29 protein-coding genes are annotated in these 26,523 nt (G+C 60.8%); 6 read left to right on the top strand and 23 right to left on the bottom strand.

The window, feature by feature from the left end; genetic code table 11:
- Positions 1-2 precede the first annotated feature (2 nt).
- From FJ417_RS03455 to FJ417_RS03445, 3 genes are all read right to left on the bottom strand, one after another.
- The gene (locus FJ417_RS03455) at positions 3-869 is read right to left on the bottom strand and encodes a carbohydrate ABC transporter permease (RefSeq protein WP_140644767.1); all 867 of its coding nucleotides are present in this window, start codon (positions 867-869) and stop codon (positions 3-5) included.
- Positions 870-871: 2 nt separating this feature from the next.
- The gene (locus FJ417_RS03450; RefSeq protein ID WP_140782471.1) at positions 872-1,768 is read right to left on the bottom strand and encodes a sugar ABC transporter permease; all 897 of its coding nucleotides are present in this window, start codon (positions 1,766-1,768) and stop codon (positions 872-874) included.
- A 118-nt stretch (positions 1,769-1,886) separates the two neighbouring features.
- Entirely contained in the window at positions 1,887-3,203 is a 1,317-nt protein-coding gene (locus FJ417_RS03445) for a sugar ABC transporter substrate-binding protein (RefSeq protein WP_140782470.1), read from the bottom strand.
- Between the two features lie 165 nt (positions 3,204-3,368).
- Here FJ417_RS03445 and FJ417_RS03440 point away from each other — a divergent pair, with 165 nt between their 5' ends.
- Positions 3,369-4,157 carry an IclR family transcriptional regulator gene (locus FJ417_RS03440; RefSeq protein WP_140782469.1) on the top strand — a complete coding sequence of 263 codons (789 nt, stop codon included), beginning with the start codon at positions 3,369-3,371 and terminating at the stop codon, positions 4,155-4,157.
- 169 nt (positions 4,158-4,326) lie between these two features.
- Positions 4,327-5,166 carry an amidohydrolase gene (locus FJ417_RS03435; protein ID WP_140782468.1) on the top strand — a complete coding sequence of 280 codons (840 nt, stop codon included), beginning with the start codon at positions 4,327-4,329 and terminating at the stop codon, positions 5,164-5,166.
- A gap of 24 nt (positions 5,167-5,190) precedes the next feature.
- Here FJ417_RS03435 and FJ417_RS03430 read toward each other — a convergent pair whose 3' ends face one another.
- The 10 genes from FJ417_RS03430 to FJ417_RS03385 all read right to left on the bottom strand — a co-directional run bounded on the left by FJ417_RS03430 (position 5,191) and on the right by FJ417_RS03385 (position 13,654).
- Positions 5,191-5,625 carry a type II toxin-antitoxin system VapC family toxin gene (locus FJ417_RS03430; protein WP_140650564.1) on the bottom strand — a complete coding sequence of 145 codons (435 nt, stop codon included), beginning with the start codon at positions 5,623-5,625 and terminating at the stop codon, positions 5,191-5,193.
- Positions 5,625-5,867 (bottom strand): type II toxin-antitoxin system Phd/YefM family antitoxin, encoded by a 243-nt coding sequence (locus FJ417_RS03425; protein WP_140650566.1) that lies wholly within the window; start codon positions 5,865-5,867, stop codon positions 5,625-5,627. Before FJ417_RS03425 ends, FJ417_RS03430 begins: the two co-directional genes overlap by 1 nt.
- A 183-nt stretch (positions 5,868-6,050) precedes the next feature.
- Complete coding sequence (locus FJ417_RS03420) at positions 6,051-7,016, bottom strand: ABC transporter permease (protein WP_140644760.1); 966 nt, start codon at positions 7,014-7,016, stop codon at positions 6,051-6,053.
- A 5-nt stretch (positions 7,017-7,021) separates the two neighbouring features.
- Positions 7,022-7,963 carry an ABC transporter permease gene (locus FJ417_RS03415; RefSeq protein WP_140782467.1) on the bottom strand — a complete coding sequence of 314 codons (942 nt, stop codon included), beginning with the start codon at positions 7,961-7,963 and terminating at the stop codon, positions 7,022-7,024.
- Positions 7,960-8,697 carry an ATP-binding cassette domain-containing protein gene (locus tag FJ417_RS03410; protein WP_140782466.1) on the bottom strand — a complete coding sequence of 246 codons (738 nt, stop codon included), beginning with the start codon at positions 8,695-8,697 and terminating at the stop codon, positions 7,960-7,962. Before FJ417_RS03410 ends, FJ417_RS03415 begins: the two co-directional genes overlap by 4 nt.
- The gene (locus FJ417_RS03405; protein ID WP_140782465.1) at positions 8,690-9,427 is read right to left on the bottom strand and encodes an ATP-binding cassette domain-containing protein; all 738 of its coding nucleotides are present in this window, start codon (positions 9,425-9,427) and stop codon (positions 8,690-8,692) included. The genes FJ417_RS03410 and FJ417_RS03405 overlap by 8 nt, the downstream gene beginning before the upstream one ends.
- A gap of 158 nt (positions 9,428-9,585) precedes the next feature.
- Positions 9,586-10,770 (bottom strand): substrate-binding domain-containing protein, encoded by a 1,185-nt coding sequence (locus FJ417_RS03400; RefSeq protein WP_140650577.1) that lies wholly within the window; start codon positions 10,768-10,770, stop codon positions 9,586-9,588.
- A 26-nt stretch (positions 10,771-10,796) separates the two neighbouring features.
- A complete protein-coding gene (locus tag FJ417_RS03395; protein WP_140782602.1) occupies positions 10,797-11,924 on the bottom strand; it encodes an extracellular solute-binding protein in 1,128 nt (375 codons plus the stop codon).
- Between the two features lie 14 nt (positions 11,925-11,938).
- A complete protein-coding gene (locus FJ417_RS03390) occupies positions 11,939-13,099 on the bottom strand; it encodes a CaiB/BaiF CoA-transferase family protein (RefSeq protein WP_140782464.1) in 1,161 nt (386 codons plus the stop codon).
- Between the two features lie 3 nt (positions 13,100-13,102).
- A complete protein-coding gene (locus FJ417_RS03385; RefSeq protein ID WP_140782463.1) occupies positions 13,103-13,654 on the bottom strand; it encodes a MaoC family dehydratase in 552 nt (183 codons plus the stop codon).
- 204 nt (positions 13,655-13,858) lie between these two features.
- Here FJ417_RS03385 and FJ417_RS03380 point away from each other — a divergent pair, with 204 nt between their 5' ends.
- Complete coding sequence (locus FJ417_RS03380) at positions 13,859-14,965, top strand: lactonase family protein (protein ID WP_140782462.1); 1,107 nt, start codon at positions 13,859-13,861, stop codon at positions 14,963-14,965.
- 122 nt (positions 14,966-15,087) lie between these two features.
- Here the strand turns inward: FJ417_RS03380 and FJ417_RS03375 are convergent, their stop codons facing one another.
- The gene (locus tag FJ417_RS03375; protein WP_226892034.1) at positions 15,088-15,444 is read right to left on the bottom strand and encodes a hypothetical protein; all 357 of its coding nucleotides are present in this window, start codon (positions 15,442-15,444) and stop codon (positions 15,088-15,090) included.
- Positions 15,445-16,047: 603 nt separating this feature from the next.
- Here FJ417_RS03375 and FJ417_RS03370 point away from each other — a divergent pair.
- Positions 16,048-16,824: a hypothetical protein gene (locus tag FJ417_RS03370; protein ID WP_140782461.1), complete on the top strand. Its 777-nt coding sequence runs from the start codon at positions 16,048-16,050 to the stop codon at positions 16,822-16,824.
- A 645-nt stretch (positions 16,825-17,469) separates the two neighbouring features.
- Here the strand turns inward: FJ417_RS03370 and FJ417_RS03365 are convergent.
- From FJ417_RS03365 to FJ417_RS03325, 9 genes are all read right to left on the bottom strand, one after another.
- The gene (locus tag FJ417_RS03365; RefSeq protein WP_140782460.1) at positions 17,470-17,652 is read right to left on the bottom strand and encodes a hypothetical protein; all 183 of its coding nucleotides are present in this window, start codon (positions 17,650-17,652) and stop codon (positions 17,470-17,472) included.
- Between the two features lie 99 nt (positions 17,653-17,751).
- Complete coding sequence (locus FJ417_RS03360; protein WP_140782459.1) at positions 17,752-18,171, bottom strand: hypothetical protein; 420 nt, start codon at positions 18,169-18,171, stop codon at positions 17,752-17,754.
- Positions 18,172-18,392: 221 nt separating this feature from the next.
- A complete protein-coding gene (locus tag FJ417_RS03355; RefSeq protein WP_140782458.1) occupies positions 18,393-18,959 on the bottom strand; it encodes an SHOCT domain-containing protein in 567 nt (188 codons plus the stop codon).
- Positions 18,960-19,138: 179 nt separating this feature from the next.
- Entirely contained in the window at positions 19,139-19,834 is a 696-nt protein-coding gene (locus FJ417_RS03350) for a hypothetical protein (RefSeq protein WP_140782457.1), read from the bottom strand.
- Positions 19,835-19,841: 7 nt separating this feature from the next.
- Complete coding sequence (locus FJ417_RS03345) at positions 19,842-21,020, bottom strand: HNH endonuclease (RefSeq protein WP_140782456.1); 1,179 nt, start codon at positions 21,018-21,020, stop codon at positions 19,842-19,844.
- 107 nt (positions 21,021-21,127) lie between these two features.
- Positions 21,128-22,240 (bottom strand): pentapeptide repeat-containing protein, encoded by a 1,113-nt coding sequence (locus tag FJ417_RS03340; protein ID WP_140782455.1) that lies wholly within the window; start codon positions 22,238-22,240, stop codon positions 21,128-21,130.
- Positions 22,230-23,012 (bottom strand): hypothetical protein, encoded by a 783-nt coding sequence (locus tag FJ417_RS03335; protein ID WP_140782454.1) that lies wholly within the window; start codon positions 23,010-23,012, stop codon positions 22,230-22,232. Before FJ417_RS03335 ends, FJ417_RS03340 begins: the two co-directional genes overlap by 11 nt.
- A gap of 117 nt (positions 23,013-23,129) precedes the next feature.
- Positions 23,130-24,146, bottom strand: coding sequence for a site-specific integrase (locus tag FJ417_RS03330; RefSeq protein WP_140782453.1), 1,017 nt, complete (start codon positions 24,144-24,146; stop codon positions 23,130-23,132).
- Positions 24,139-25,218, bottom strand: a complete 1,080-nt coding sequence (locus FJ417_RS03325; protein WP_140782452.1) for a hypothetical protein — start codon at positions 25,216-25,218, stop codon at positions 24,139-24,141. Before FJ417_RS03325 ends, FJ417_RS03330 begins: the two co-directional genes overlap by 8 nt.
- 349 nt (positions 25,219-25,567) lie before the next feature.
- On the opposite strand from FJ417_RS03325, the gene FJ417_RS03320 reads away from it, so the two are divergent.
- Entirely contained in the window at positions 25,568-26,116 is a 549-nt protein-coding gene (locus tag FJ417_RS03320; RefSeq protein ID WP_140782451.1) for a hypothetical protein, read from the top strand.
- On the top strand, positions 26,106-26,516 hold the full coding sequence (locus FJ417_RS03315; protein ID WP_181183144.1) for a hypothetical protein: 411 nt from the start codon (positions 26,106-26,108) through the stop codon (positions 26,514-26,516). The genes FJ417_RS03320 and FJ417_RS03315 overlap by 11 nt, the downstream gene beginning before the upstream one ends.
- The last annotated feature ends 7 nt before the right edge of the window (positions 26,517-26,523 follow it).

The raw sequence follows: 26,523 nt of genomic DNA, 5'->3' as shown, positions 1-26,523 counted from the left end.
AGTCAACCTTTTACCGCGCCGGAGGTGAGGCCGCCGACGAGGTGTTTCTGGACGATGTAAGTGAGGGTCAGCGCCGGGATGATCATCACCACGGCCAGCGCGCACATGCCGCGCCAGTCGATGGTGAACTCGGCCGTGTAGTCGAGGAGCCCGACGGGCAGCGTCTTGGAATTGACGGAACGGGTAAGCTGCGAAGCCAAAGCGAACTCGTTCCAGCAGGTGAGGAAGGCGAAGATCGCGGCCGAGGCGATGCCTGGACGCGCCAGCGGGAATTCGACCTGCCAGAACGCCTGCCAGCGCGTGCAGCCGTCGATCTGCGCGGCTTCGGCGAGGTCTTTCGGCACCTGGCGGAAGAAGCCGTCGATCAGCCAGATCGTGAAGGGCACGTTGAGCGCGACATAAGCCAGGATCATGCCGATATGGGTGTCGATGATGCCCAGCCGCACATAGAGGAAGAACAGGGGAAGCGAGAGCGCGATGCCGGGCACGGTGCGCGTCAGCATCAGGCCGAGGAACATGCCCGACTTGCCGCGGAACCGGTAGCGCGCGAAGGCGTAGCCGCCGGCCATGCCGATGGCCACCGCGATCACCGTCGAGGTGACCGAGATGATCAGCGAGTTGCGGAAATAGTCCAGCACCGGGATGCCGCCCTTGCCGATGCCGCTGAACATCGCGACGTAGGCATCGAAGGAGAGTTCTTGCGGGATCCAGACCGGCGGCTTGGCCATGATCTCGACCGTGGGCCTGAGCGACGACAGCACGATCCAGATGCCCGGCAGGCAGATGAGCAGCATGGCGAGGAACAGGCCGACACGGTGCGCGACGGTCAGCGCGCGGCGCGTGAGGCGGGCAGAGGCGTTCTCGTCCATCGTCACCACTCCGCGCCGATCTGCGCGCGCGCCGCGGCGAGCTTGTTGTAGAAATAGACGGTGAAGGCGATCGACAGCAGGATCGAGAAATAGGCCATGGCGTTGGCGAGACCCATGCGGGCGTCGCTGTAGGCGGTGCGCCCGACCAGCGTCCACAACAGCTCGGTGCGGCCGGCCGGGCCGCCGTCGGTCATGATCTTGACGATGTCATAGGCGCGCGCGACGTCGAGCGAGCGGATGGTCATGGCGATATAGGCGAAGGGCATGACGAACGGCCAGGTGACATAGCGGAAGGTCTGCCAGGGCGTGCAACCGTCGACGCGCGCCGCCTCGATCGGTTCCTTGGGCATGGCGAGCAGGCCGGCCAGGATCAGGATGGCGAAGATCGAGGTCGACGACCAGATCTCGGCGATCGAGATGGCGATGAAGGCGAGATGGCCTTCGATCAGCCACGGGATGGCGTCCTGCGTGATGCCCAGCGACTGCAGCGCGTTGTTCACCAGCCCGATATTGTCGTTGAACATGAATTTGAACTGGAAGCCGACCAGGATCGGCGAGAACATCATGGGGAACATCATCAGCGTGCGCAGGATGCGCTGGCCGCGCGTCGCCTTCTCCACCAGCATCGCCAAGCCGAGGCCGAGCAGCATTTCAAGGTTCAGCGCGATGGTGAGCAGGAGCACGGTGCGGCCGAAAGCCCACCAGAAATCCGCATTGGACAGGATCGAGAGATAGTTGCGAAGGCCGACGAAGACGAAGAACGTCTCGGGCCGCGTCAGGCGGAACGGCGTGAAGCTGGAATAGAGCGATAGGATCAACGGCAGCACCACGACCGCCGCCAGCACGACGATGGCCGGGAGCAGCAACAGGAACGGCGCGGATGGCTTGAAGCCCTTCATCGGGACCCTGTGAAAGAAACGACTGAGCCAGCCCGGCCGAAGCCTGGGGGAGATTTGAGCAGCCACAAAGGCTGCAGCCTCCCCGGTTTGCCGGGGAGGCGATTTGCGAGCGCGATGCCTAGAGCTTGCCGGCGTCCTGGAGGATCTGCGTCGCCTTGGCGGCCGCCTCGTCCAGGGCCTGCTTGGACGTCTTGTCGCCGAGGATCGCCGCCTGCAACTCGGGGTAGACGGCGTTCGAGATCTCGATCCATTCCGGCGTCTGCGGCACGGCGAAGGCGTGCTTGGCTTCCTCCTGGAAGGCGGAGAGAACCTCCTTCTTGTAAGGATCGTTTTCAGCCTGCTTCAAGTCCCAGTCCCAAACCGCGGTGCGGGTCGGCAGCGGGCCGGCGGCGGCTTCCAGCTTCTGGCTGTCCTCGTTGGTCAGCCACCAGACCAGGGAGGCGGCGGCTTCCTTGTTGGCGCAGTTCTCGGTCACCGAGAAGCCGTGGAACCCGGACCAGCCGGTGCGCTTGCCGGACGACCCCTTGGGCGCGACTTTCACGCCGACATTGCCGGCGACCTTCGAGGACTTCGGATCGTTGAAGAAACCGGCCCAGCCCGGCCAGTCGAGGTTGATCGCCACGGTGCCCGAGGCAAAGCCCTGGCCGAGATCGTCCCAGAGATAGTTGGTCGTGCCGGCCGGCACGGCCTTGGCCTTGTAAAGGTTGACGAACCAGTCGAGCGCGCGGATGCCGGCCTCGGAGTTGAAGACGGGCTTGCCGTCCTTGTCGAGATATTCGCCGCCCTCGGCGACCACCATCTCGTAGAAGCGGCCGTTGATCGCCTCTTCCTTGCCGGCGAACTGCGTGCCGTAGAAATTGGGCGGGTTGGCGAAGAACTCGGCCTGGTCGGTGACTTCCTTCCAGGTGTCCGGCGGCGCAAGGTCATAGCCGTATTTGGCCTTGAACTTGGTCTTGTTGTCGGCGTTCTCGTAGAGGCTCTTCTGGTAGTAGAGCGCCGAGACGTCGAACTGCGCGCGCGGCAGCATTTCCAGCTTGCCGTCGATGGTCGCGGCCTTGATCGTCGACGGCACGAAAGCGTCGATCTCTTCCTTCGGCAAGAGCTTGCTGAGGTCGGTGTAAAGGCCCGTATACTGCGGCGCGAAGGACGAATGGTTCCAGCCGACGCACCAGTTGGTGCTGCCCGAGGCGATGTCGGACTTCAATTCCTTGTCGATGTCGAAGCCGTTCTTCTTGGTCAGGATGTTGACCTTGGCGCCGGTCGCCTTCTCCCATTCGGGGATGCGCTCGTAGAGCTTTTCATATTGCTGGCCGCCGATCAGCTTCACGTCGATCGTCACGCCCGGAAATTTACCGGGCAGATCGGCCGAAAACGCCGTGCCGCTCAGCAGCAGGCCAACCAGGCCGGCGGAAATGCCTAGAACCAGTCTCGTCATGTTCTCCTCCCATGGGCTCGCAGCGACGGCCCGCCGAGTGCGTGACCGATCGCTTAAGCTTCATTCATATGCAAATAGCATTTTCATTCCCGGGTCAAGATGATTATGCTTCCAGCGGAATGAAGTTCATGCATATATGCAGATCGAAATTCACTGGAGGGGCAGGTGGCAGAGGAAGAAGATGGGGACCGCTACCGCGCGCCGGCGCTCGACAAGGGCCTGGACATCCTCGAGCTCTTGTCGAGCGTGGATGGCGGGCTGACGCAGGCGGAGATCGCCAAGCGGCTCGACCGCAGCCCGAACGAGTTCTACCGGATGCTCGACCGGCTGGTGCGGCGCGGCTATGTCACCAAGATCGACGGCGACCGGTATTCGCTGACGCTCAAGCTGTTCGGGCTGGCGCAGCTGCACGCCCCTGTGCGCAGGCTGGTGTCCTACGCGACGCCGATCATGCGGGAACTGGCCGAAACCTCATGGCAGGCCAACCAATTGGTGGTGTTCGACCGCGGCGCGGCCGTGGTCATCGCGCAGCAGGAAGCGCCCCGCTATTGGGGCATTTCGATCCGCGTCGGCTCGCATATCAGCCTGTTCGACACCGGTTCCGGCCATGTGCTGCTCGCCTTCCGCTCACCCGAAGAGCGCAAGATGATGATCGCCGAGCATCTGCAGAGCACCGAACAGTTCAACCTGACGCCGGAGTTCTTCGCCCGCCTCGATCAGGTGCGCGACCGCGGCTACGAAATGATGGCCTCGCTGCAGACCGCCGGCGTCTATAATCTTTCGACGCCGGTACTGGGCCCCGACGGCAGAGCCATCGCGGCACTGACCATCCCCTACATCACCCTGGTCAACGCGCCGACGGCGCCGGATATCACGCTGACGATTCGGCATCTGCAGGGCGCCGCCGCCAGGCTCTCGCAGCTCGCCGGATCCGATGTGCCGCAGTCGCAGTAATTTCTTATTTGAATAATGGATTTTTCGGCGGGATAGTGTCTTAGAGTGGGATGAACTCAAAAGCAGCCGGTCATCCCGCTCTAACGCCTTGTTTTTTTGGAGCATGATCTTATCCGAAAAGTCTGCAACTTTTCGGGATCATTCTCCGGGCCACGGAGGATATATCGCCATGATCATCGACACGCATCTGCATCTCATCGACCAGAGCGCGCTCCGCTATCCGTGGCTGGCCGGCGCGCCGGCGCTCAACCGCGATTTTTCCTATGAGGAATATGCCGCCGACGCGCGGCGCTCAGGCATCGAAGGCGTCCTGCATATGGAGGTCGATGTCAATCCTGCCGACATCGCCGCCGAGACAGCTTATGTGAAGTCGATCGCCGGCCAGGCGGATAGCCTACTCAAGGGCGCGATTGCCTCCTGCCGGCCCGAGGAGGCCGGTTTCGAGGCCTATCTGGAAACGGTCAAGGCCGAGCCCTTCGTCAAGGGTTTCCGCCGCGTGTTGCACGTCGTGCTCGACGATCTCTCGGAAGGGCCGCTGTTTCGCCGGAACATCAAGCGGCTGGCCGGCACCGGCCTGACCTTCGACCTTGTGGTGCTGCCGCATCAGATCCCGAAGGCATTAGCGCTTGCCGACCTCGCGCCCGACGTCCAGTTCGTCCTCGACCATTGCGGCGTGCCCGACATCAAGGGCAATGCCGAGCATCCGTGGCGCGAGCATATGGAAGCAATCGCCAAGCGGCCGAACGTCACGGCCAAGATCTCCGGCGTCGTCGCCTATGCCGACCCGGCGACGTGGACGGTCGAGACGCTCCGGCCCTATGTCGAGCACACGATCCATTGCTTCGGCTGGGATCGGGTGATCTGGGGCAGCGACTGGCCGGTCTGCACGCTGGGCGGCGGGCTGACGACCTGGGTTGCCGCCACCCATGCACTGCTTGCCGGCACGAGCGAGGCGGAGCGAGCCCGCCTGCTTTCGGGCAATGCGCGCCAGTTGTGGCGGCTTGGATAGGCAAAAAAAGAGCTCGCCTGCAAACTAATCGCTGTCAGCGAGCATTTGCGCCGGCACACCGAGTTCTGGCCCGGCGTCGGCGAGCCGCTGATCAAGCGTATATATCGTGGCGCCATGCTCCGATGCGATGGCGAGATGCAGCGCGTCCCCTGCTCGAAGTCCAAGATCGTGCCGATCGGCAAACCTCGCTGCCGCCCGGAACTGCCCGCCCGTCACGCCCAGGACGGTAAAGCTCTCCGCGACAAGCCTATTAAACACGGCAAGCGCGGCGGCGCGCTGTTCCAGGCTGATTTGCCCTGTGCGTAGCTTGATCGCCATGGCGGACGACATCTCGGTGACGGTCCAGTCGCTAATGAGAAGCTGCGCCGGCTCCTGTTCCGTCAGCCAAGCCTGCACACGCGGCGTCATCGTTTCGTTCGAGAGAGCCGCCACGATAAGCGACGTGTCGAGATAGAGCATCAGTAGCGATCGCCATCCCGCATCGACCGGACGAGATCGGCGGCGCCCTGCGACTGGGCCGACATCGCTGCCGTCAGCGAGCGAAGCAGCGCGATATCGATCGGTTTGCGCGGCCCGACTACGGCAGTGAGTCGTGCGACCGGCTTGCCGCGACGAGTGATGTCGATCGAATCGCCCGCCTCGACCCGGTCGACCAGTTCGCTGAGGTGGGCCTTGGCATCGGCGAGATTGATCGCATTCATGTCACACTCCTGACCATGTAGATAGTCATATAGCGCATCGGGCTGGACAATTCCAGAACGATGCTTCTCTGCGATCAACTGACGGCTGGACCAGCCTCTGTAACCCCAAGGTGTCGTACGCTAAGTCGCCCAAGTGCGACATTTTACGAGGGCGACCAGGAATCAAACAGCTTGCCGCTCGATCTAAACCGTCGTGCGAACGTGGCGCTCGCGGCCGTAGAGCGAGACCAGAAGCAGGATGACCAGGCCGAGCGCGGCCTGCACCGTCGACGGCCGGAAGCCGAGACCGATCAGCAGCGTGTTGATTTCGGTCAGCACCAGGACGCCGGCGATGGTGCCGAGATAGCTGCCGCGGCCGCCGACAAGCGCCGCGCCGCCGACCACGACGGCGGCGATCGTTTGGAAGAGATAGGGCTGGCCGACATCGCCATAGGCCGAGCCGGTGAAGCCGAGCAGCAACACGCCGGCGACAGCCGCGAAGAAGGCGCTGGCCGCATAGGTGACGACCCACATGCGCAACGGATCGATCAGCGCCAGGGGCGCTGCCTCCGGGTTGCTGCCGACCGCGTAGAGCCGGCGCCCGTAGGGCGTGCGGGCAAGCACCAGCACGATCAGCGCCGTCAGTACCACGAGGCAAGGCACCAGCAAGGGCACGGGCAAGGGACCGACCGAGCCGCCGATCGAGACGAAGCTGGACACGGCCTGCGGCGCCGAGCCGGATGGAAAACCGCCGGTCCACAACAGCACGGCGCCCTGGACGATCATGCCGATGCCGAGCGTGACGATCAGCGGATGGATGTTGAGCCCGCGCGAGATCAGCCCGTTCAGCGCGCCGATGGCGACGGCAAGGACACCGACGACAACGCAGACCAGGGCGAAGTTCCAGCCCTGGCCGTAAAGCTGCGCCGCCACGACATTGGCGAAGCCGATGACGAAGGGGATGGACAGATCGATGCCGCCGAGGATGACGACCAGCGTCTGGCCGATCGAAGCCACCGCCAGCAGCGAGGCGATGACCAGCAGCGCGCGGATGGCGAAGGGCGCCGAATAGCCGGGGATGAGCAGCGTGCCGACGATCTGCAGCAGCAGCGCCATCAGGAAGGCACCGGCGATGCGGGCATTGGTGGACTGGAACCAGTTGCTTATCATCCCGGTCAGCCTTTCCGCCTCGACAGCCGTTCCTGCACCGCCGTCAACACCACGGCGATAACGAGGATCAGGCCATAGGCGATCTGCAGCACATAGGTTGAAACGTTGAAGGTTGTGAGCAGGCTCTGCAGCAGGAAGATGTCGATGGCGCCGATCGCGGCACCGCCAAGCCCGCCGCGCCCGCCGGCGAGGCTGACGCCGCCGAGCGCCACCGCGGCAATCGCAATCAGTGTGTAGGTCGGGCCGATATTGGGGTCGGCCGAGCCGATCAGCGCGGTGAGCATCAGCCCAGCCGCGGCGGCGAAGATCCCGGTCAGGACATAGGCGATGAGCCGCACCTTGGTCACCGGCACGCCGGCGGTATAGGCGGCGCGGTCGTCGCTGCCGACGGCCATCAGCAGGTCGTAATAGGGCGTGCGGCGCACCAGGAGCCAGCACAGGCCGATCAGCGCCAGCGGTAGGATCGAGAGCGGCCCGGCCATCGCCTTCAGCCAGTCCGGCGCGGGGCCGATCGGCGCCGGCAGGATGGTGAGCGTGACGCCGGTGAGGATGAGATAGGTGCCGAGCGTCGCCACGATCGGTTGAATGCGCAGGATCGTGGCGAGCACACCGTTTGCGGCGCCGACCGCCGCGCCAACCAGCAGAGCCGCGGGAACAATGATCCACGGTGACGAGATGCCGAGATTGAGGAACAGCACCTGGATGACCAAAGCATTGACGAAGCCCATGAGCGGACCGACGGAGATATCGATGCCGCCGCGTCCCGCCAGGATGACCGGGGCGGAGGCGACGGCCGCGCCGATCAGCGGTGCGGCCAGCCCCAGCAGCGTGCCCCAGGACGAAGGCTGAAAGCGCGCCGGGTTGAGCGTGACGTTGAGCACGAGCAGGACGACGAGCATCACCACGGCAAAGCCGACGCCACGGAGCTTGCGAAGGACCCGGCTCATGCGGCGCGCCCGAACATGGCGGCGATCACGGTGTCGGTGGTCATCTCCGCGCCCGCGAACTCGGCCGACACGCGCTGCTCGCGGAACACCAGCACGCGGTGGCAGAGAAGCAATATCTCCTCGATCTCGCTGGACAGGATCACCAGGGCCATGCCCTCGGCGGCGAGGCCGCGGAAGACGTCGTAAAGAACGTGGCGGGTCGCCACATCGACGCCACGCGTCGGATCGTTGAGCAGAAGGAAGTTCGGCTCCAGGGCCAAGGCGCGGGCGAGCAGCACCTTCTGCTGGTTGCCGCCGGACAGCGTCGTTATGGCCGCATCCGGACGCGGCGCGACGATGCTGAGTTTCTGCCTGTAGGTCTCATAGCGACGACGGCGTGCCGCGAAGTTCAAGAAGCCGAAGCGGCGGTCGTTCGACACGGTGGAGATGGCGAAGTTGTCGAGCACCGACTGGGTCGGGAAAATGCCGGTCGAACGGCGGTCGCGCGGCAGATAGACGATGCCGCCGGCGACGGCTTTGCGGAAGCTGGTGATCGACCCCGCCTTGCCGTCGACTGCGATCTCGCCGGCGACTGGCCGCTCGAGCCCGGCCAGCGCGCGCAGGAAGCGTTCCTGGCCATGGCCGTCGAGGCCGGCAAGACCGACAATCTCGCCCGCCGCGATCGTCAGACTGATCGGATCGACACCGGGAGCGATGACGAGCTCCCGCACACGGAGGGCCTTTGCATCAGCCATGCGCCAGCTCCGCGGCCGTCTGCGGCGCCATCGCCGCCAGAAGCTCGGCCGGCGTCGAAACACCGCGCTCCTCAGTCTTCACCACGCGGCCGGCGCGCAGGATCGATATGCGGTCGGACAAAGCCATCACCTCGTCCATGCGGTGCGTGACGAACAGGATCAGCGAGCCCGCCCCAGCCACGGCGCGCATCAGCGCGAAGACCGACTCGCGGTCGGCGAAGTCGAGCGCCGCCGTCACCTCGTCGAGGATCAGGACATGCGGGTTGCGGATGACGGCGCGGGCAAGCACGACAAGCTGTCGCGCGGCAAGCGGCAGCTCGCCGCATGGCCGGTCGAGATCGATCGGCGTCACCGCGAAGCGGCCGAGCGCGGCTTGCGCCCGGGCGCGGCGGTCGCCACGCGGCACGCCTCGTCGCCAAAGGCCGTCAAGGCCGAGTAGGATGTTGTCGGTCACCGAACGATCGGGCGCGACCAGCACCTCCTGGAAGACGGTAGCAAAGCCGGCGGCCTGGAAGACGGCGGGCTGTGTGCCGGAAAACGCCTTGCCGTCTAGCAGGATCGCACCCCTATCCGGCTGCACGATGCCGGACAACAGTTTCACCAGCGTGCTCTTGCCCGAGCCATTCTCGCCGAGGATCGTATGGATCGTACCTGGACGGAAGGCGATCGACGCCTCGGCCAGCGCGACGGTTTCGCCATAGCGCTTGGAAACGCCTTGGACTTCGAGCATGTCTCTTTCCAAAAACAGAGAAGCCGGCCCTTAGAGCGTTTCACCGTTTCATGGAAACGGCAAACCGCTCTATCTTTTCGTTTTGACGCAATTCCGGACGGAAAACCGTTTCACACTTTTCCTGGAATTGCTCTAGCGAGAGCCGGCTTCGCAAAACATCACTTGGCGCAGGCGTCCGGCACCTTGGAATAATCCCAGCCCTTGGTCGGCGCGGGATTGGTGAAATAGGCGTCGAGCACGTCCTCGGGCATCGGGTCGGTCGGCGGCACCGGGAAGACCGAAACGGCATCCGGCGTCATGCAGTCCTTGTACCATTTGTCGAGTTCGGCGGCATGCACCGGCGGGATCGGGATCAGCAGCGTGTTGAGCTTCGGCTTCTGCCCGTCGAGCATGCGCTCGCCGACGCGAAACAGCGTCTGCGCCGTCCAGCCCGGCAGCACGGCATGGCCCTCGAAGCGGTATTTGTCGGGATTGGCCTTCCAGTAGCCGAGCGCGTCGCCGGTGATCGAGCCGGTGATCAGCGGCGCCGGCCGGCCGGCTTCGGCGAAGGCTTCGGCCACGACGCGGCTTTCGGAGCCGGTCGTCCACACCGCGTCGATCGGCGCCGGATTGGTGGCGATGGCCTGCAGCACCACCGTCTTGGTGACGTTGGCCGTCCAGTTGCCGTTGACGGTGCGCGCGACCTTGAGGCCCTTGTTCTCGCCAAGCGCCTTGTCGGCGCCCTGCTTTTCCTGGACCACGATCGGATGACCGGCGATGCCCTCCACCACCAGCACGCTGGCGTCGGGCTTTGCCTTGCCGATCGCCGTCATCATGTCATAGCCCCAGCGGGCATAGTTGGAATCGACATTGATGGCGTTGGGGCTGGTGATGGAGCCAGCCGCGGTGATGAAGGGGATGCCAGCCTTGGCGGCGGCATCCACGGCATCGTCGAGCGCCGTCGCCGAGCCCGGGATCGAGGTGATGATCGAACATTTCTTGTCGATGAAGGCGCGGATCTGGTTGATCTGCTGGCTCGGGTCGTTGTTCGAATCCGAAACTTCGAAGCTCGATACCGTGCCGTCGGCGATCAGGCCCTCGACCAGCCGCTTCAGCTCCTTGGTGACCGACACGCGCCACGGATTGCCCTGGTAGCTTTCCGAGTGGCACCATTTCCACGGCTTGGCCGGCGGCGTGAAATTATCCCAGGCCGAGGGCAGCACTTTCTGCGGCGCGCCGTCATATTGCGCCTTGAGATCGGCAGGCAGGCCGTCGATCACCGACTTCACGTCGGCGGCATGGGCGGCGAACGGGATCGAGACTATGGCGGTTGCAGCGAGCAGGCCGCGTATCAGGCTGGTCATTTTTTCCTCCCTTGGTGCACCAGAAACTAGCCGGCGGCGGCCGGCGCGAAACTTTCCCTGAACAGGCGATTGATGTCGGCGACGACTTGGCCGGCGTCCTGCCCGCCGGCAAGGCCTTCATTGAGGCGGTCTGAACCCTGCTGTTGGAACGCCATGTAGCCGTCATGGCGCGGGCGGACCCAGGCGCCTTCGAGCGTCGCACGCGTGTCGCGATAGAAGTCGCCGGTCGCGGCGTTGACGGCATCGTCCTCCCAGGCCGCGGCATGGCCAGGCTGGCCGCCGGCGGCTGCGTAAGGCCCGCGCTGCACGTCGCCGCTGGCGATCCAGTAGGCGAAGTCGATCGCCGCCTCGCGCGCGGCGGAAAAGGCCGAGACGGCAATACCGGTTCCGCCAAGCGCCGAGCCGATCGGGCCGTTGCCGCCGGCGACCGGCATGTCGGCGAAGGCAAGACTGTGCGGTCGGAAACCCGCCACCGCATAGGGAACATAACCGTAGATCAGTGGCGCGCAGGCGATGCGGGAATTGGCTTCCGCCATCCTTTCAAACACCGCGATCGGGTCCATGGTCAGGCATGCGGGATCGACGAGCGCCGCGATCTCGCGCAGCATCTCGAAGGCGGTTTCGCCGGTCTCGCCATCGATAAGGTCGACCGAACCGTCGACGATGCACGGCCGGCCAAGATCGGCGGCCAATGTGTAGAAGCACATCAGCGAATGCGGCGGCCGGAGCGGCAAGAGAACGCGGCCCTGCTCGGCAAGCGCCAGCACTTCGGTCCAGATCGCCGGCGCGGCTTCGATCAGATCCGGCCGCCAGGCCTGAACCTGGGTCGCGGCATCGATCGGAAACGCCCATTGCCGACCCTGCCAGATGTAACTCGGGTAGGATTGGCCGACGCTTCCGGCGGCGAGTGCCTTGCGTTCCGCCTCGCGTCCCGGCACATCGAGCGGCGCCAGACACTTTTCGGCGGTGATCTGGCCGACATGCGGATGGTCGATGACGATCAGATCATAGGCGCGGGCGAGTTCTTCCACCGGGAAGGATTCGAAATCCTGCAGCGTGCGCTTTTCCCATTCGATCGAAACGCTGGTCTTTTCCTTCCACAGCGCCGAGCACGCCACCATCGGATCGTAACCGCGCGGATGGCTCCAGGTCATGCCTTTCAGCCGGATCACAGGCCGAACTCCGCGCGAATCCTGTCGCTGTGCTCGCCGATGCGTGGGGCGGCGCGATCCACCTTGGCGCGCGCCCCATCGACGCGCAGCGGCGTGCGGGTGGTTAGGATCGAGACGTTGTCCTCGCGCGTCACGGTCTGCAGCATGTCGAGCGTCTTGAAGCCGTCGCTTTCCATCAGTTCCGGCCAGGTCAGCACCTTGGCGCACCAGACATCGGCGGGCTCCAGCACGGCCAGCCATTCGTCGATGGTTTTTTCCGCGATGCGCCTGGCGATGATCGCCTTGATCTCGTCGCGGGCGGTGAACCAGGTCGCAGGTTTGTCGCGGAACGGGTCGAGCTCGGGCAGTTCGAGCAGGTCGGCAATCTTCGGGATCGGCGTCATGGCAATCGCCAGATAGCCGTCCTTGGCCGGATAGACGCCGTAGGGCGCCGACAGATAGGCGTGGGCGCTGCGGAAGGACGAGCGCTTCGGCAGACGGCGGCCGTCGTTGAGATGCGTGGTCAGCACCTCGAACTGGAAATCGATCAGCGCCTCGAGGAGGCTGGTCTCGACATGGCCACCCTCACCGGTGATGCCGCGCCGCACCAGCTTGGCGAGGATGCCTTGCGCGCAGGCAGCGCCCGCCAGCATGTCGGCGATCGCCAGGCCGAACGGCACCGGTCCCTGCTCCTCGTCGCCGTTCAGCCACATCACGCCGGAACGAGCCTGAGCGAGCAGGTCCTGCCCCGGGCGCTTGACCCAGGGACCGTCCTCGCCATAGCCGCTGATCGAGGCGTAGACGAGCCGGGGGTTGATCGTTCTCACATGCTCATAGTCGAGGCCGAGCCGCTCGATAACACCCGGCCGGAAATTCTGGATGAGCACGTCGGCCCTGGCGATCAGCGCGCGCAACATCGCAAGATCGGCCTCGTTCTTGAGGTCGACGGCCAGGCTCTCCTTGCCACGGTTGATGGCGTGGAAAATGGTGGAATCGCCACCGATCTCGGTGTCGCTGAGATAGAGCCGGCGCGACAGGTCGCCGCTATCGGGCCGCTCGATCTTGATGACGCGCGCGCCGAGGTCGAGCAGGCGCAGCGAGCAATAGGGTCCCGACAGGAACTGGCTCATGTCGACGACGACGAGGCCGGTCAGCGGAAGTTCGTTTTCAGCGGCCACGGTTCACTTCTCTGTCTTGCCGACGAAATCGGCCGGGTTCTTGTATTTCACCGTCTGCAGATGCTCGCAGTAGAGCACCAGCTCTCCTTCACCCTTGAAGACTTCATAGCTGGCGCGGATCAGGCCCATGTCCTGGTAGCGCGGCTTTTTGTCGAGGTTGGTTCGGATCGAATAGATGGTGTCGCCGATGAAGACCGGCTTGATGAATCTGAGCTTGTCATAGCCGTAGGAAAAGGCGTTGATGCAATTGGTGGCGACCAGGCCGAGCCCGGCCGAAAAGACGAAGGCGCCCGCCACCAGCCGCCGGCCGAAAATGCCTTCCTTCTCGGCGAACATCTGGTCCTGCACGTAAGGATGGATGTCCAGCACCAGCGCATTGAACATATGGCTTTCGCCCTCGGCGAGGGTGCGGCGGAGCGAACGGATTTTGTGGCCGGCCTGCCAGTCCTCGTAGAACCAGTTTTCCGAATTCCAGACGGGGATTTCGGCATGCGCCTCAGGCATGTCGGCAGGATGCGTCGAGGCGACGCCGATGGTCGGCGCAAATGCGCTCATGATCCTCTCCGGAACCTTCCGGCGCGGTCTGCAAGGCGGTTCCGGGCACGATGCCGGATGGCGAGACGCATGTCGCTTTTCCTCCCGTCAATTTTCTTTTGTGAATAATATTTTCACATATGGGATTGCCTTGCAAGCGACGATCGGCGAAATTTTTGGAAAGCCGGCACGAGCGCAGCAGCGTCGGCGATGGGAGGAAGATCGATGCAAAGCGCGTGTCTTGTCTTTGTCGGCAGCCTCAACCGCGAGGCTCCTTATTTCCAGGGGGCGCGCGGCGTCGGCCTCGGTGTCTACGCCTTCGACGAGGCGACGCTTGCCGCGCAAAAGCTTGCCGAGACCGACGAGGTCGACAACCCGACCTTCCTGTCGGTGACGCCGGACGGGGCGCGCATCTATGCCAATTCGGAAGTCTTCGCCTGGCGCGAGGGAACGGTCACGGCCTATCGCTTCGAGCGCGCGACCAATTCACTCGCCTATATCAACAAGCAGCCGTCGCTTGGCAGCATCACCGCGCACAACACGATCACCCGCGACGGCGGCAAGCTGCTGGCCGCGAATTACGGCATGGGAAGCGGCGGCCCCGACAAGGCGGTCGTCGTGTTCGGCTTCGCGGCCGACGGCGGCCTGACCGCGCCGCTGGCGAGCGTGGCGCATTCCGGCACCGGCCCCAACGCCGACCGGCAGGAGCGATCGCACGCCCACAGCGTCACCGAAACCGTTGAGGGCGGCGTTGCCATCGTCGCCGATCTCGGCATCGACCAGCTGGTCTCCTACCGGATAGAGCCGGACGGCACGCTGATGAAGCTCGCTTCCTCGGCGCTGGCGCCCGGCGCCGGGCCGCGTCACATCGCGCTGCATCCTAACGGCCGCTTCGTCTTCGTCATGAACGAGCTGGACTCGACGGTGGTGTCGCTGGCGCTTGAGCCGTCTTCAGGCAGGCTTGAACTCATCGACACCAAGCCGGCGGTTCCCGGAGAGGCGCGCGCGCATAATCACTGCGCCGACATCCAGATCTCGCCCGACGGCCGCTTTCTCTACGGCTCCAACAGAGGCCATGACAGCGTCGCCATCTTCGCCGTCGACCAGTTGTCTGGGAAATTGGAGCTGGTCGACTTCGCGCCTTGCGGCGGCGCGACACCGCGCAACCTCGCGCTGACGCCATCGGGCAGGCATCTGTTTTCGGCCAACCAGAACGCCGACCGCATCTCGATCTTCGCTCGCGACGAGACGAGCGGCCGGCTGACCGACACCGGCCACGCCATCGAAATCGGAACGCCGATGTGCGTGCGGATCACGCGGGACCCGCTTTGATCCTAATGCATGTCGCCCAGAAGTGCGCAGCGGTTCTGGGACAACGACATGCATCAAAAAAAGACCTAAAGCGCGTCGTCTAAATCCGTTTCAGCGCGACGCGCTTTAGCGGCTGACTTGGCTCACTGGCCGACCCGGGCGAACGAGCCGGTATAGGTCTGGCCGGCAAGCGCGTAGGTAACGTTGAGTGTTCCTGGCGACGGCATCGTGGCCGTGATGTCGGCGCCGTTCGGCAGCCGCCCGAGCTTCAACGTGTTGCCGGAAATCCTGCCGGAGCCGTCGGCGACGCCCGGCTTGTTGTCGGCCAAGTCGCCCCATGCGTAGCTGGCCGTCACCTGCCCGCCCGAGGATACGGTCAGCACCGCCAGCTTGCCGTCATACATGCCGTTGAGCTGCCCGGCCCATATGCCGGAGAATGCGGCGTATCTGGCCGGAACGCCCTTACCAGGCGGAACGACCGCGACTGTCTGATCCAGCACGGCCGAATTCAGCGAGGCCGGAGCGGGAGCAGCGGCCGGAGCGGGTTGCGGGTCGGCAACAGGCTGTGTGTCTGGAGTCGATTGGCAAGCAGCAAGCGCGAATAGCGCGACGCCAAGCGTGAGCAACAGACTGTTTGGTGGAGCCAATCGGAAAATAACAAGCCTCCCCAAAACAAAAGCAAAATCAATGTCTTAATTCTTCCCAGCGCGCTGTTTTTGTAGCACCGAAATGTATCATGATCCAGAGTGAAAATCAGGTTTCGATAAGAAGGTCGCCATCAAAATTCCCCACCAATTTTTCAGGCGATAGAGCGGCTTTGTCCTCCGCCCATTTCGAAATGAGCCCGAAATTCAGCCAAGACCTTTGTGGCCATTTTGGCGGCCATACAGCGGCATTCCCACTTTCTCGGAAGGATTGGGAGCCGATGCGGCCCAAGGCGCTGCACGCTCCCTTATTGAGGAAAGGCAGTGGCTCACCGGTCGGGGGAAAGACCAATTCGCAACCGCCGCTGGTGATGGCTGGCAGCAGAAGATCCCCTCAATGGCCTTTCCCCCTTGCGTGACGGCTGAGGTCTTGGCACACAGCAAGCTGGTGGAGGGATCATGGCACAGCATCAGCGTTTTCCAGAAGAAGTCTGCGAGAAGATCGGCAACTACGTTTACAGGCTTATCGATCCCCGCAATGGCGAAACCTTCTATGTCGGGAAAGGTCGGAACAATCGCGTCTTTGAGCATGCAGCGGGCGATCCCAATGTGGCGGACGATATCGACGAGACGCTTGGCGCAAAATTAGATCGCATTCGAGCGATCAAGAATGCCGGCCTCTCGGTGATTCACATCATCCACAGGCATGAAATTCCTAACGATGCGGTGTTCGAAGTCGAGGCAGCGATTATTGACGCCTATCCAGGTCTGACCAACATCCAGGGCGGTCACGCGAGCAGTGATCGCGGCCCGATGAACCACATCGAACTCATCGACAAATACGGGCTCCCCGAGTTTCCTGTCGACCCTCATCATGTGCTCATGCTGATCAACATCAACAAGCTTGATGACCGGTCCGACAGAAACGCCATCTACAATCAAGTCCGCTACTGCTGGCGGACATCGGAAAATCGGGCGCGGAAGGCGGACTACGTTCTTGCAGTTGTTCGGGGTGTCGTCGTTGGCGCGTTTCGTCCGCACGATTGGATGCATGCGACCCCCGAGAACTTCCCCGATATTCCATACGCCGATGGCTCAGAGAGCCACCGTATCGGCTTTGTTGGAGAGGAAGCGCCCAACGATATCTGGATGCTCTATGTTGGCGAGCGCGGGAAGCGGGTGACCAATCCTAAGCTCAAACACGTCCAGAACCCCGTCCGGTTCTGGAACTGTTGACAGACTTCGTCACTTGCGATTTCGACCCGGAATTCAATCTCGGCGATCAGGCTTTCAAGGCCTGGGGTATGGTGCCGGACATCCGGGGTCACATTCCCTGATCTGCTCGCCGTGACTAGTGCCAGTTGGGCAGGAGACGGTAGAAACCTCGGCGCGTCGGTATCCCTCCAGCTCAATAATGCCAATCGCCCCAGATATCGAATACACCGAGGGGATTTCGTTCTGGGCGGCCTTGGTCAAGGTGAGCTGATGGATTGGATGCTGGTCAAAATCGGCGGGTGGCGTGCCTTTGCCGGCCTTTGGCGTGGGGTTTGACCTCGCACCAATGTGCCATACCGGGCCGTCAGCCCGCTGCTTGCGAATGCGACACAGCGAGACCAATCTGAACGATGAGACCTCCGAACATGAGCGCTGTTAGAAGCAGAATGGCCCACGTGAGCCTAATCATAGCCCTCGCCTGTTTGTCAGAGCTTTCCGTGAACTGCTTGATTGTTTCGTGAAGTTCGCGAGTTGCATTGCCACCACTCCACTCTCCTAGCGGTATTCCACTCATCTCAATCTCCTGGCTGTCAAGCAGGTCATGACGTCGGTCGGGTCTGGCCTTACGAAGCGCTTAGTTTTCGCGGAAGGGGACCAAAATCATGCCTACCATTGCCTGCGAAGCTGCAAACTTATCACCCCTAGAGCAAGTGTTACCGAGCCGAAGCCGAAGGCTGCAACAGCAAGGATCTCGTGAATTGATGATTGAGCTTGGGCCATCACGTCGATGCCCATGACCATCTCGCCCAGTCCAAGAAGAATGATTAGGACCCCTACAAGTACCGACATTCTATTTGTCCCCCCCATATGGCGGTAACAGCATGCAGTGCAAATCCCCGCAAGGAGAATGCTTGCCGATTTCAGGGCCGCGTCCCACGGCTTCAACGACTATTGAAGCGGAGCGCTAAGCACCGCGTTCCAGTCGGCATCCGTCGCTTCGATCACTCGCCTAAAAAGGTCCTTGCCGCCATTGTTCATGAAGCGGAAATCAGCGTTAGTCAGCTGGAGGTTCAGCCCGTTGACCTGATAATTTAGCGCGAAGGAATATGTCATACCATTGCCCCAGAAGCGAGAAATTGACTGAGCTTCGCTAACCGATGGATAGCAACGGGCCTGTCCTGCCGCCTGCTCTTGAAGGTCTCTCGTATTTTCCTGAAATTCCCCAACTATGCTTACAATCCCAAGATATGGACTGAGCACCGAGTTAGTCTTCTGCAGGTCAATCCTGATGGCTGTTCCGGGGGCAAGCCGCATTTCAGCGAATCCACCTTCTACACACTGAGTGACAAACGTTTCTCCATTTTCCACTATCCGGCTCCAGCTCGCCCCAATAGATCGCATACCGCCCACTATAGACGCCTCCGATTGTGCCGAAGCTGGAGTTACCAAGGCGAATGATAGTGCGATGACGTCTAACGTTAGTGGTCTCATGGATGCCCCCTCCTTCGGGCCTTTTTAACCCATCCGACTTCGCGCGCCAGCTGTTCGCCTTCTCGAAAGCGGATAGGGAGCGGCGCTCCACCGTCTCTTCATTCCGCGTCGAATACACTTCGAGCCAGCAATGTGCGCTTTTGTTGATCGAACTCCTCCCTTGTGAGATAGCCCTTATCGACCAGGGCGACGAGTTTCTGGATTTCGTCGGCAACCGATCCCGCTGCCATTGACGGCGACGATCTGGCCTGCGCCGCGCGGCTCAGAATGAAATCGGATGCACTCCGAAACTTAGCCGCCATTTTTCTGTCAACAAGAGATATACTGTTCGGCGCAGCCTTTGCGTTGCCACTTCCCTTACTGTTGTCCCAATAGCTTTTCGCTGTATTCTGCATGCCCCCTGCGGAAATCTCAAAATAACCGCTCATCAGCCCGAATTTTACTTCGGCGCTCGTAATGGCCGCATATGGCAGCTGAAACACGTTGGAGCCGAATGTATTCCCGGTCATGAAGCCTGCCTTGATGATAAGGCAGCGCGACATCGTACAGATTAGCCCCTCTTTAAAGGCTCCCGGCAAGGATACGAGAACCCCTTCATCAGCGCGAAGGACTTCCTTCAGCTTACCCGTGATAACAGGTGCCAAGTCTTCAATTAGATCGGTCACCACCCCTCCCAATCGAACGGGAGCTGGTCGCACTTTCGAGCAGCTCCTTATCATCCCCGACAAGAATTGAAGCGCCCTTAGAAAACCGAAGTCAAGCTTGCGCCAAGGATGCACTGAGGGCGGTGCCGTTGAAAGGTATAATGAGGACCGACGAAGGGCAGCGTAACGGCGCTGGCGGACTAGACGGCGGGTATCAGACCGTTTTGGGGCAGATGGTGGATCTCGCCTGAGGCCCAGCCCACATACAGCCGTGGCGGGCCTTCGAAATGGCTGCACACAAGCTGATCGGGTGCCGCAATCGCGCCGAACAAGGCGACGAAGGCCGCATAGTCTTCGAACCATTTTCGCGTCGGCGAGAACGAGTGGACAATCATCGCAGCTGCGTCAGTCTTGAACCGCCGCGCTTCGATGACGGCGGAGGCCGTACGGTGAAGCAATTGATAGCGGATGTTGGTGGGCAAAGGCGGCGTCAGGCCCAACAAGTCGCAGATGAAAGCAAGCCGCTTCCGCTTCCCGTCCGAGGCGTTCGCCAACCACGTCCCCAGTGGTTGATCGAATGGCTCATCTACTTTTCCCTCGATAGTGACGGCAACCGTTTGATCTCCGGCTCTTACCAAAGCGAACAGATCATTCTGGCTGTCGCCTCGCCGTGAACCAGGCAGGGGAACCTTATGCTCGGGAAGCGCGACCAGAAGCTCTGGCAATGGACCTATACACGTCAACAGCCGAGCGATTTCGTGTGGAAGTCCGCTTGCACTCTCCCAGCAATGGGCGAGGCACATGGCCGAGTAGCCTTCACGCCAGTGTTTAATGGGGTCGGCAAGCAATCGCCGCCAATCTTCTGCACCTTGGCTTGGTAGATAGATATTACGCATCGATTGTTCAGCTGACCTCGCTTGAAGTCCCTGGGCGGACGAGTGCCCTAACCTGATCGACTGACAGCCATTCGCGCGAGGAATGAACAACTTTGTGGCAATTGGCGCAGAGCAGGGCCAAATCCTTCAGCGTCGTTTTTGCTGCATGGGTAAGGGTGTGTAGTGGACGAAGGTGATGAACTTCAGCCGCAGCGCTCCCAAAGCCGGCGTAGGTATTTAGAAGGTCAGTGTCGCAAGCCTCGCAACGAAGGCCACCTGTTTCTCTTATCACCGACTTCTTCTTAGCAGCCACTAATTCTGGTCGCCTTTCTCGTGATCGATGAAGGCGTGTTAGAACTCGTCCCTCTATGGCCTCCACAATCTCGGGCTCGCCGGCGATAGTGATGGAAAGTTCATCGTCCTGGATTGCAGCTCGAATTGCAGCGGCGGTCCCAGAAAGCCGGCCTGCGTCACCCGAGAATTCATTCCAGACCTCAACGTCTCCTTTGCCAGCCGCCTTCAATCCGACGCGACCCCCGTTAGTGTAGTCCGGATCAAGGCTGCGAAAATTCATGAGCTTCATGTAAACGCCATTCGCGTTGCGATAAGTCGTACTGTCTGATGCCCCGAGTGTGAGGCCGATACGCCGGAGCAGTTCGGATAGTTGGGCGATCTCAGCACTGTCCTTTCCAGGGGGCGAAGGCCGGCTCTTCAAATAGAGATCGAGCGCTAAGATAAGCTCGTCCCGTGTCCACGCAGGGTTCCTTCCGGGGCCATCGCCATTGAAAGGCAGGAGGTCTTCAAATGGCCGTGCGTCTTCCTCATCGAGCCAAAGCGTCTGGCTTAAGGTGTACCGGAATAATGATTGGAGCGCCGGCAGGTCCTCCATGTGATAACTCAGAGCACTCCAACCTGTGGGCGGTATTGCGAGTTCGAGCGAGGCCAACCGAACTTTGAACCCGCCTTCCAAAGCTGCAAATTCCGCGATGCGACCACGGCCGGTCACACCTGCCCCACCACTGTTCTCGTGCACCCAAACGTAGATAAGATCGCCTTTTTCGAATTCCTTGGCTTTGGCAGTTTGGCTGACAGGCAAACGCGGTTTAGGGACCAGGAACCAGCTTGGTCTCCACCGGCTCAAGGAAAGCGGTTGCGCCACCCTGTTCGGGCAATTTTGTGGATTGATCTTCGCAACGTAGATACCCATTGCCCCTCTCTGCGCCGCTCCGACCAGAGTTGCGCTACTTGCGATAGCTCTGCGACGTAGCCCAACCTACCGCGTTTTCTAATCCCGAATGGGGGGCGCGTAGAGCGCTAAACCGCGGATGCGGGTGCCCAAACGAACTCAATTCCCAAACCAGAAAGCTCTTTCCAAATCTCATCCAGTTTTTCGGCGCGCTGCTCGATCTGCCGGTTGCTAAACTCGTGGTTTGCCAGCCGCTTCCTGATCATAGGTATGTCTAGGTTGTTTTTATCAGGACCTGCTTCAGTTCGGAGCCAACGGCGTGCGATCAACAAGCGGGTTTGGGCAGAGATGATAGCATTTGGTGCAAATGTGCCATTGGTGATCGGATCCCGAGTGGCCAAATCGCAGGTCTCCCCAATATCAGAGGCTACTTCTGCGACGAACAATGGCCCAAGCTGTTCGTCTCCAGATATGGCTTTGGCCTTGATCGTCTCGTATTCGTGGAGAGTCGGCTGAGTTCGCATGAGAAACCTAAGCGCAGCCGCTTTTATGGCAGCGGCAGAGCTGTCTAAAAGCGCAATTGCTGTCTGTCGAATACCGCTATCCTGGGACATGCCATGCCGCCGAAAGAGCTGGACAGCACCGCCGACGATAGTCGAACTTTCGGGGTGGTCGGAGATGGCCGTTAGCAACATCTCTTTCAATGCCTCCCGCGACTCAATGCGGGGTGCGAGATACCGCATGAATTCCGCCCGCAAAAAATCATTGCTGGAGCGATACAGCAGCGCCTCCGTCACGGGGATCGCTATGTCGTGGTATTTGCCGGTCGCCTGAAGGTTTTTAACAGCCCATTCAAGTTGACCTGAGACGCTCGCACGATTAACGCTTTTAAGGACGTTCCGTGCGCGCTCATCGGTCTCGAACAAGGCGGCCAATCTTGCCTTGGCTGCAAAAACCGATCCTTCAAGATCGGCCCCGTCCAGGATCGTTGAGTTGTCCTTCTGGAAGTATATTCCGGTAACCCCTCGGAGGTCCGCTCCCGTCAGGTTGAAGCCGCGCAAATCGGAATAGCTTATATCCACGTTTCTGAGATCGGCCTGTTTTAGGTCCTTAAGCCGATCAATTCCCGCAAGCTGAACTTGTTCGCTGAAACTCGCGTCGGTGGCCTTGGCTATCCGAGCCAGCGCCTCGGAAGTTGACGCGGGCAGGATTTGCGTAAGGAACGTGTCGCTATTCCTCATCGAACACCGAGGATCTCGAGAAAGTCAATTCGCCGTCAAAATCGCCCGTGCCAGATTTCTCGTGGAGGGACTTGGCGATGAGAACCTTCATGATCTTTTGTTGATTCGTCGTGCGAGGGAATCGGAGTGATAGCCATGAGGGATCGCGATCCAGTTTCACATCGAGGTGTTTCTGCTTCACAATCACTTCTGACTCCACACCCAGAAGATTCGCGCCCTTGACGGACGTCGTCCTGCACAGCGGATCGCCGTCAAGGAATGTAGCATCCAGGGCGCCACCATCCTTCATGGTGACTTTCCACCTGTCGCCACTGATGGCTCGTACTGGGTGAAATTCCTCCCTGATGATTTCAGTTTCACGCCGGATCAGGGAGGCGGACATATTTTCCGACGATCCGATGCCAACCTTCAGCTCGGCCTTCGGGCCCTCGGTGGAGATGCCGACACTCAGCCCCGCCTTGCCCTCGTCCGCCGTAGAATGGGCGGTAGTGATCGTTGTTTCACGCTGAAGCTCCCGATGCACCGGAGCGCCTGTCGTCGGCTGTCCGAGGCGGGATTTGGAAACGATATCCAGCCCATGCAGGGTGAGCACCAAAGTCGCCTCTTTGATCGAAACCGAGATGGTTCCAATCTTGTCTTCTATCTCTTCCGGATTTGCACGTAATTCTACCAACAAGGTATTTGCCGACCCCTGATCGTCGTCAGGTACCAGCTTGGTTTTCAATTCGACAAGTTGTCCGAGCGGGTTTTGGTTGTTCGATTTGAAGGTCATGCGGAAGTCCGACAGGAATCAGTCTGTCATTGACTGTACACGAGCGAACGATGATTCTCACGGTTTCCGACCGCGCGGCCAACCTAATGGAACCGTCACAAACCGAAATCTGAACTGTCACAGCACTTGCGAAGCGGCATTGTCGTTAAACAGGTCACCGTCTCGAATGTAACGAGCAAGCATCGCATCGCTTGCATGCCCGGTCTGTAGCCTGATCTTATAGGTTTTCGCACCCGCCATGGCCGCGCTGGTGACAAATCCAGCTCGAAGAGAATGGCCAGAGTAGTTGGACGGATCGAGGTTTGCGTGGACTACCCGCTCTTTTACAACAAGCGAAACAGCCTCAGGGGAAAGTCGCCGTCGACTGATGCGGCCGTGGCGATTGATACCCAGAAAAATTGGCCCAACATTGGTAACGGCGGCAGAAAGCCATTGATTGAGAGCGGTGACCGGGCACCAGCGCGTTCGTCCGAATGGGATGGCGATCTTACGCCCGTTGCCTTCCTGATCCGTCTTGGATCGGCGCAACAAGACGACGATGCCCTGTCGGGCATGCTCGATGTCCTCGACATCAAGACCGACCAATTCGGATCGCCGAAACCCGCCAGCAAAGCCGATCAAGAGCAAGGCCCGATCTCGAACACTCTTTACGTCGTCGCCGGTATGCTCCAACACCGCGAACAACTCGTCTCGAAGGAGTGGCCTGGCTTCTGCTTGAGCCGTTCCTCGACTGCGTTTGATGCCCTTAATCGTCGCCTTAACTATTTCGGACGATGTTGGACTAGGTAACCCCTTCGTAGTGTGCGCCTTTGAGATCGTTGCCAGGCGGCGACAGAGCGTGGCGACCGACAGGACTTCTGCATGTTCCGCCAAATAATTTGCCACTGAGGCATCGCTGGCCGGGATGCCGCCGCCCCACGCTTGGAAATGTGCCAAGTCGGTTGCGTAGGCCCGCTTTGTGTTTTCTGCCAATCCCTGCTCGACGTATCCGGCCAGCTTTTCCGACAGCTCGCTTGTGAAGTTAATTACACAACAATCTGGACGTTTCTCCGCATCCAACTGTTGGCCTTCCGTGAGATCAATCTTGGGTCGTGATAAGAGGGGATTATCACGAGTTAGACCGTTGTTAGACATGTTGGCGCTCCTCGTTCAGAAGCGGGATGTCGGCGCGAACCAGTGAGATGATTTCGGTCGCGTCGAGGCAGAATGGTCCCTGACACTCAATTTCCCAGGATCGGCGCAGGTCGTCCGCTAGGGGCCAGCGATAGTGGTTCCGCAGGCACCCGCCTTCGACGGCGAACAGAATTTCACCGAGGAAGTTGACCTGCTGCGACGGCGGAACGCGACGACGGACCCAGCGTGTGGTCTGGCAGTCGCGACGAAGCAAACCTTGCAATGCACGTCGTCCTTCCCTCGAATAGCGGTCAAGCGCCCAACTCGGGACGGAGCCGCATAAGGTTTCGGCAGGAAAGTCATCGTCCCCGATCAAGGTTGGCTGTACCGGCTTCAGTGATGCGAGCAGAACGACAAGCGGACACAGGACTTGGCCGGTTCTTCGAAATCCTTCCCGCGCGACCTCAACCAGCGTGTGGGGATGGCCCGTTTCGCAAAAATCATCGAAGACGGTCTGGGGCAAGCCCTTGCGAGACCGCAGTTGCGGCGACGGGCAACGATCTGTGCCGAGCGCGTACCATAGGGCCAGTGCACGCTTTGGCAGCGGAGCATTGCTCCTCACGAAGGCGAGCAGTTCCGGGATCGTGCCGTACGTGAGGCCGAGCCGAAGATGCTCATACGCTGGGTGCCGTTCGGCGAGCATGAGCAGATCGTCGGCGCTCCGGCATTTCCGCGCCTTCACTAAGCACTCCACGACGAAACTTCCGACCGCCCATTCTCCGCCAACCTTCGACCGGAAGGTCTTGCCAGCAAGGGCAGCGACCGCAAGGCTCACGGTATTGAGATCGGCCACGCCGATGTCTTCGAAGGCGATGACTGCACAACGCCGCCAGAACCCATCGTGGGACTGTCGAATAAGTGTGGCGGCGGCCTGCAATGCGAACTGCCCGTGCCCGCGCCGGATAGCTTTCTGAAGCAGGGCCATGGCCAACCAGGGTGAAATATCGAGGGGATCAGACACGGGCGGCTCATGGTGAAGCAGTTGCTGTGCCAGCTCGTGCCGCAGGATGGAGAGGGTTTCGGGACCGTTCATTGGCTTCCTCCTTTGGTTTCGGGAGGGCCGGAAAACAAAGGTCCCGCTATTAACGTATTGAATTTGTTGATCTATTTCAAGTTTTTTACGCGATTATTTTCTTTGTTTACTGGTAAACCCCTCCTACAATTCTGCTTTGCACGATGTGAGGGGAACAGTTATGTCCAGGCGACCAGTAATCCCGCAGAGGCTGCGTAGATTGCCGCCACCTTCGGGCTTCGAAAATCCGTTCGCGATGGGAATTCGTAGTCCACATCTTTTCGCAACGGAGACCTTGTGCGGAGATTGGACTGGAGACTTGCTCCTACTAGCGCAAGATTTCGCTCCAGCGTCGAAGGTACGCGCTGCCTTGGCTACTCACGGTCCCAAAGCCGCTTGGCGTCACAACGATGGTGATAGTCCCTACACTATCGGCTTGAGAACGAACGCCAATCTATGCCGATTTCTTGCAATGATTGGTCGCCGGGTTTCATTGGATGGAAAAGGCTCAGAAGAATGCGGTGTCCTGTACGGTAACGCCTGCTTCTTCCTGCAGGAAGGAAACGGATCGCCGGATCGGGGTGCGGCAGCCTCGAAGCCGGTGTTTGAGTTCGTTATATCGAAAATGCCACGGCTGAAAGCCATTGGCTGTCTTGGGAAATGTGCTTTCGATGGAGCCATGAGTTGGTTGGAACTACCAAACACATGGCGTGCTCAGATCGATGCTCGGAAGCCAGTACGTTACAAAAACTTGCTTATTTTCGCCCTTGCGCACCCCGGACAGCGCGGCATTAATAACCGTGTGCAAGGCGCGGTGAAGCTCGACCCAGTAGCGGAAATCGAAGCCGACTGGAGAGCGCTCGGACGCGCTCTGCGACGAGTTTCACGTCACCAGATGGACCCAAGTCATGATGTCTGACCAGACAACGTTAAGGGAGTTGTGGGAGAGCGGGCGACTGAAGGGGGATGAGGAGTTTCTTCGCCAAGTGTGGGTCCACATGCGCGATTGCGAAAAGCGCTTTGGCCCATCGTGTGTTCGCGTTGGCCTCAAAGGCAGCGGAGCTGCACCTAACTATCGCGTCCAGCCAATCCAGAAAGTCGAGTTTTCCGAACCCAAGGACGGTCAATGGCTGGCTGAAAACCAATACGAATATCTTGCCTTGAGGAACTGCGCCTATAGCGGCGTATCTCATGCCCCAACGGTTTCTGGGCTTGCGAAGGAGAATTGGAGCAAACTCGCCAACACCCTCGACGAAATCGAGCAGTTGCGAAGAGATGTCATCGCACAGAAGCGGCCGACCAAGATCAGGCAGAGCTGACGCGCGC

It is taken from the genome of Mesorhizobium sp. B3-1-7 (assembly GCF_006439385.1).
Lineage (GTDB): Bacteria > Pseudomonadota > Alphaproteobacteria > Rhizobiales > Rhizobiaceae > Mesorhizobium.
The sequence above is the reverse complement of the archived record's forward strand: the minus strand, read 5'-3'. Positions and strand labels throughout refer to the sequence as shown.

Excerpts from the sequence above, each read along its gene's own strand:
- FJ417_RS03455 (WP_140644767.1), bottom strand. The coding sequence starts at position 869 with ATGGACGAGAACGCCTCTGCCCGCCTCACGCGCCGCGCGCTGACCGTC.
- FJ417_RS03450 (WP_140782471.1), bottom strand. The coding sequence starts at position 1,768 with ATGAAGGGCTTCAAGCCATCCGCGCCGTTCCTGTTGCTGCTCCCGGCC.
- FJ417_RS03445 (WP_140782470.1), bottom strand. The coding sequence starts at position 3,203 with ATGACGAGACTGGTTCTAGGCATTTCCGCCGGCCTGGTTGGCCTGCTG.
- FJ417_RS03435 (WP_140782468.1), top strand. The coding sequence starts at position 4,327 with ATGATCATCGACACGCATCTGCATCTCATCGACCAGAGCGCGCTCCGC.
- FJ417_RS03430 (WP_140650564.1), bottom strand. The coding sequence starts at position 5,625 with ATGCTCTATCTCGACACGTCGCTTATCGTGGCGGCTCTCTCGAACGAA.
- FJ417_RS03425 (WP_140650566.1), bottom strand. The coding sequence starts at position 5,867 with ATGAATGCGATCAATCTCGCCGATGCCAAGGCCCACCTCAGCGAACTG.
- FJ417_RS03420 (WP_140644760.1), bottom strand. The coding sequence starts at position 7,016 with ATGATAAGCAACTGGTTCCAGTCCACCAATGCCCGCATCGCCGGTGCC.
- FJ417_RS03415 (WP_140782467.1), bottom strand. The coding sequence starts at position 7,963 with ATGAGCCGGGTCCTTCGCAAGCTCCGTGGCGTCGGCTTTGCCGTGGTG.
- FJ417_RS03410 (WP_140782466.1), bottom strand. The coding sequence starts at position 8,697 with ATGGCTGATGCAAAGGCCCTCCGTGTGCGGGAGCTCGTCATCGCTCCC.
- FJ417_RS03405 (WP_140782465.1), bottom strand. The coding sequence starts at position 9,427 with ATGCTCGAAGTCCAAGGCGTTTCCAAGCGCTATGGCGAAACCGTCGCG.
- FJ417_RS03400 (WP_140650577.1), bottom strand. The coding sequence starts at position 10,770 with ATGACCAGCCTGATACGCGGCCTGCTCGCTGCAACCGCCATAGTCTCG.
- FJ417_RS03395 (WP_140782602.1), bottom strand. The coding sequence starts at position 11,924 with ATGACCTGGAGCCATCCGCGCGGTTACGATCCGATGGTGGCGTGCTCG.
- FJ417_RS03385 (WP_140782463.1), bottom strand. The coding sequence starts at position 13,654 with ATGAGCGCATTTGCGCCGACCATCGGCGTCGCCTCGACGCATCCTGCC.
- FJ417_RS03380 (WP_140782462.1), top strand. The coding sequence starts at position 13,859 with ATGCAAAGCGCGTGTCTTGTCTTTGTCGGCAGCCTCAACCGCGAGGCT.
- FJ417_RS03370 (WP_140782461.1), top strand. The coding sequence starts at position 16,048 with ATGGCACAGCATCAGCGTTTTCCAGAAGAAGTCTGCGAGAAGATCGGC.
- FJ417_RS03365 (WP_140782460.1), bottom strand. The coding sequence starts at position 17,652 with ATGTCGGTACTTGTAGGGGTCCTAATCATTCTTCTTGGACTGGGCGAG.
- FJ417_RS03350 (WP_140782457.1), bottom strand. The coding sequence starts at position 19,834 with ATGCGTAATATCTATCTACCAAGCCAAGGTGCAGAAGATTGGCGGCGA.
- FJ417_RS03345 (WP_140782456.1), bottom strand. The coding sequence starts at position 21,020 with ATGGGTATCTACGTTGCGAAGATCAATCCACAAAATTGCCCGAACAGG.
- FJ417_RS03340 (WP_140782455.1), bottom strand. The coding sequence starts at position 22,240 with ATGAGGAATAGCGACACGTTCCTTACGCAAATCCTGCCCGCGTCAACT.
- FJ417_RS03335 (WP_140782454.1), bottom strand. The coding sequence starts at position 23,012 with ATGACCTTCAAATCGAACAACCAAAACCCGCTCGGACAACTTGTCGAA.
- FJ417_RS03330 (WP_140782453.1), bottom strand. The coding sequence starts at position 24,146 with ATGTCTAACAACGGTCTAACTCGTGATAATCCCCTCTTATCACGACCC.
- FJ417_RS03325 (WP_140782452.1), bottom strand. The coding sequence starts at position 25,218 with ATGAACGGTCCCGAAACCCTCTCCATCCTGCGGCACGAGCTGGCACAG.
- FJ417_RS03315 (WP_181183144.1), top strand. The coding sequence starts at position 26,106 with ATGATGTCTGACCAGACAACGTTAAGGGAGTTGTGGGAGAGCGGGCGA.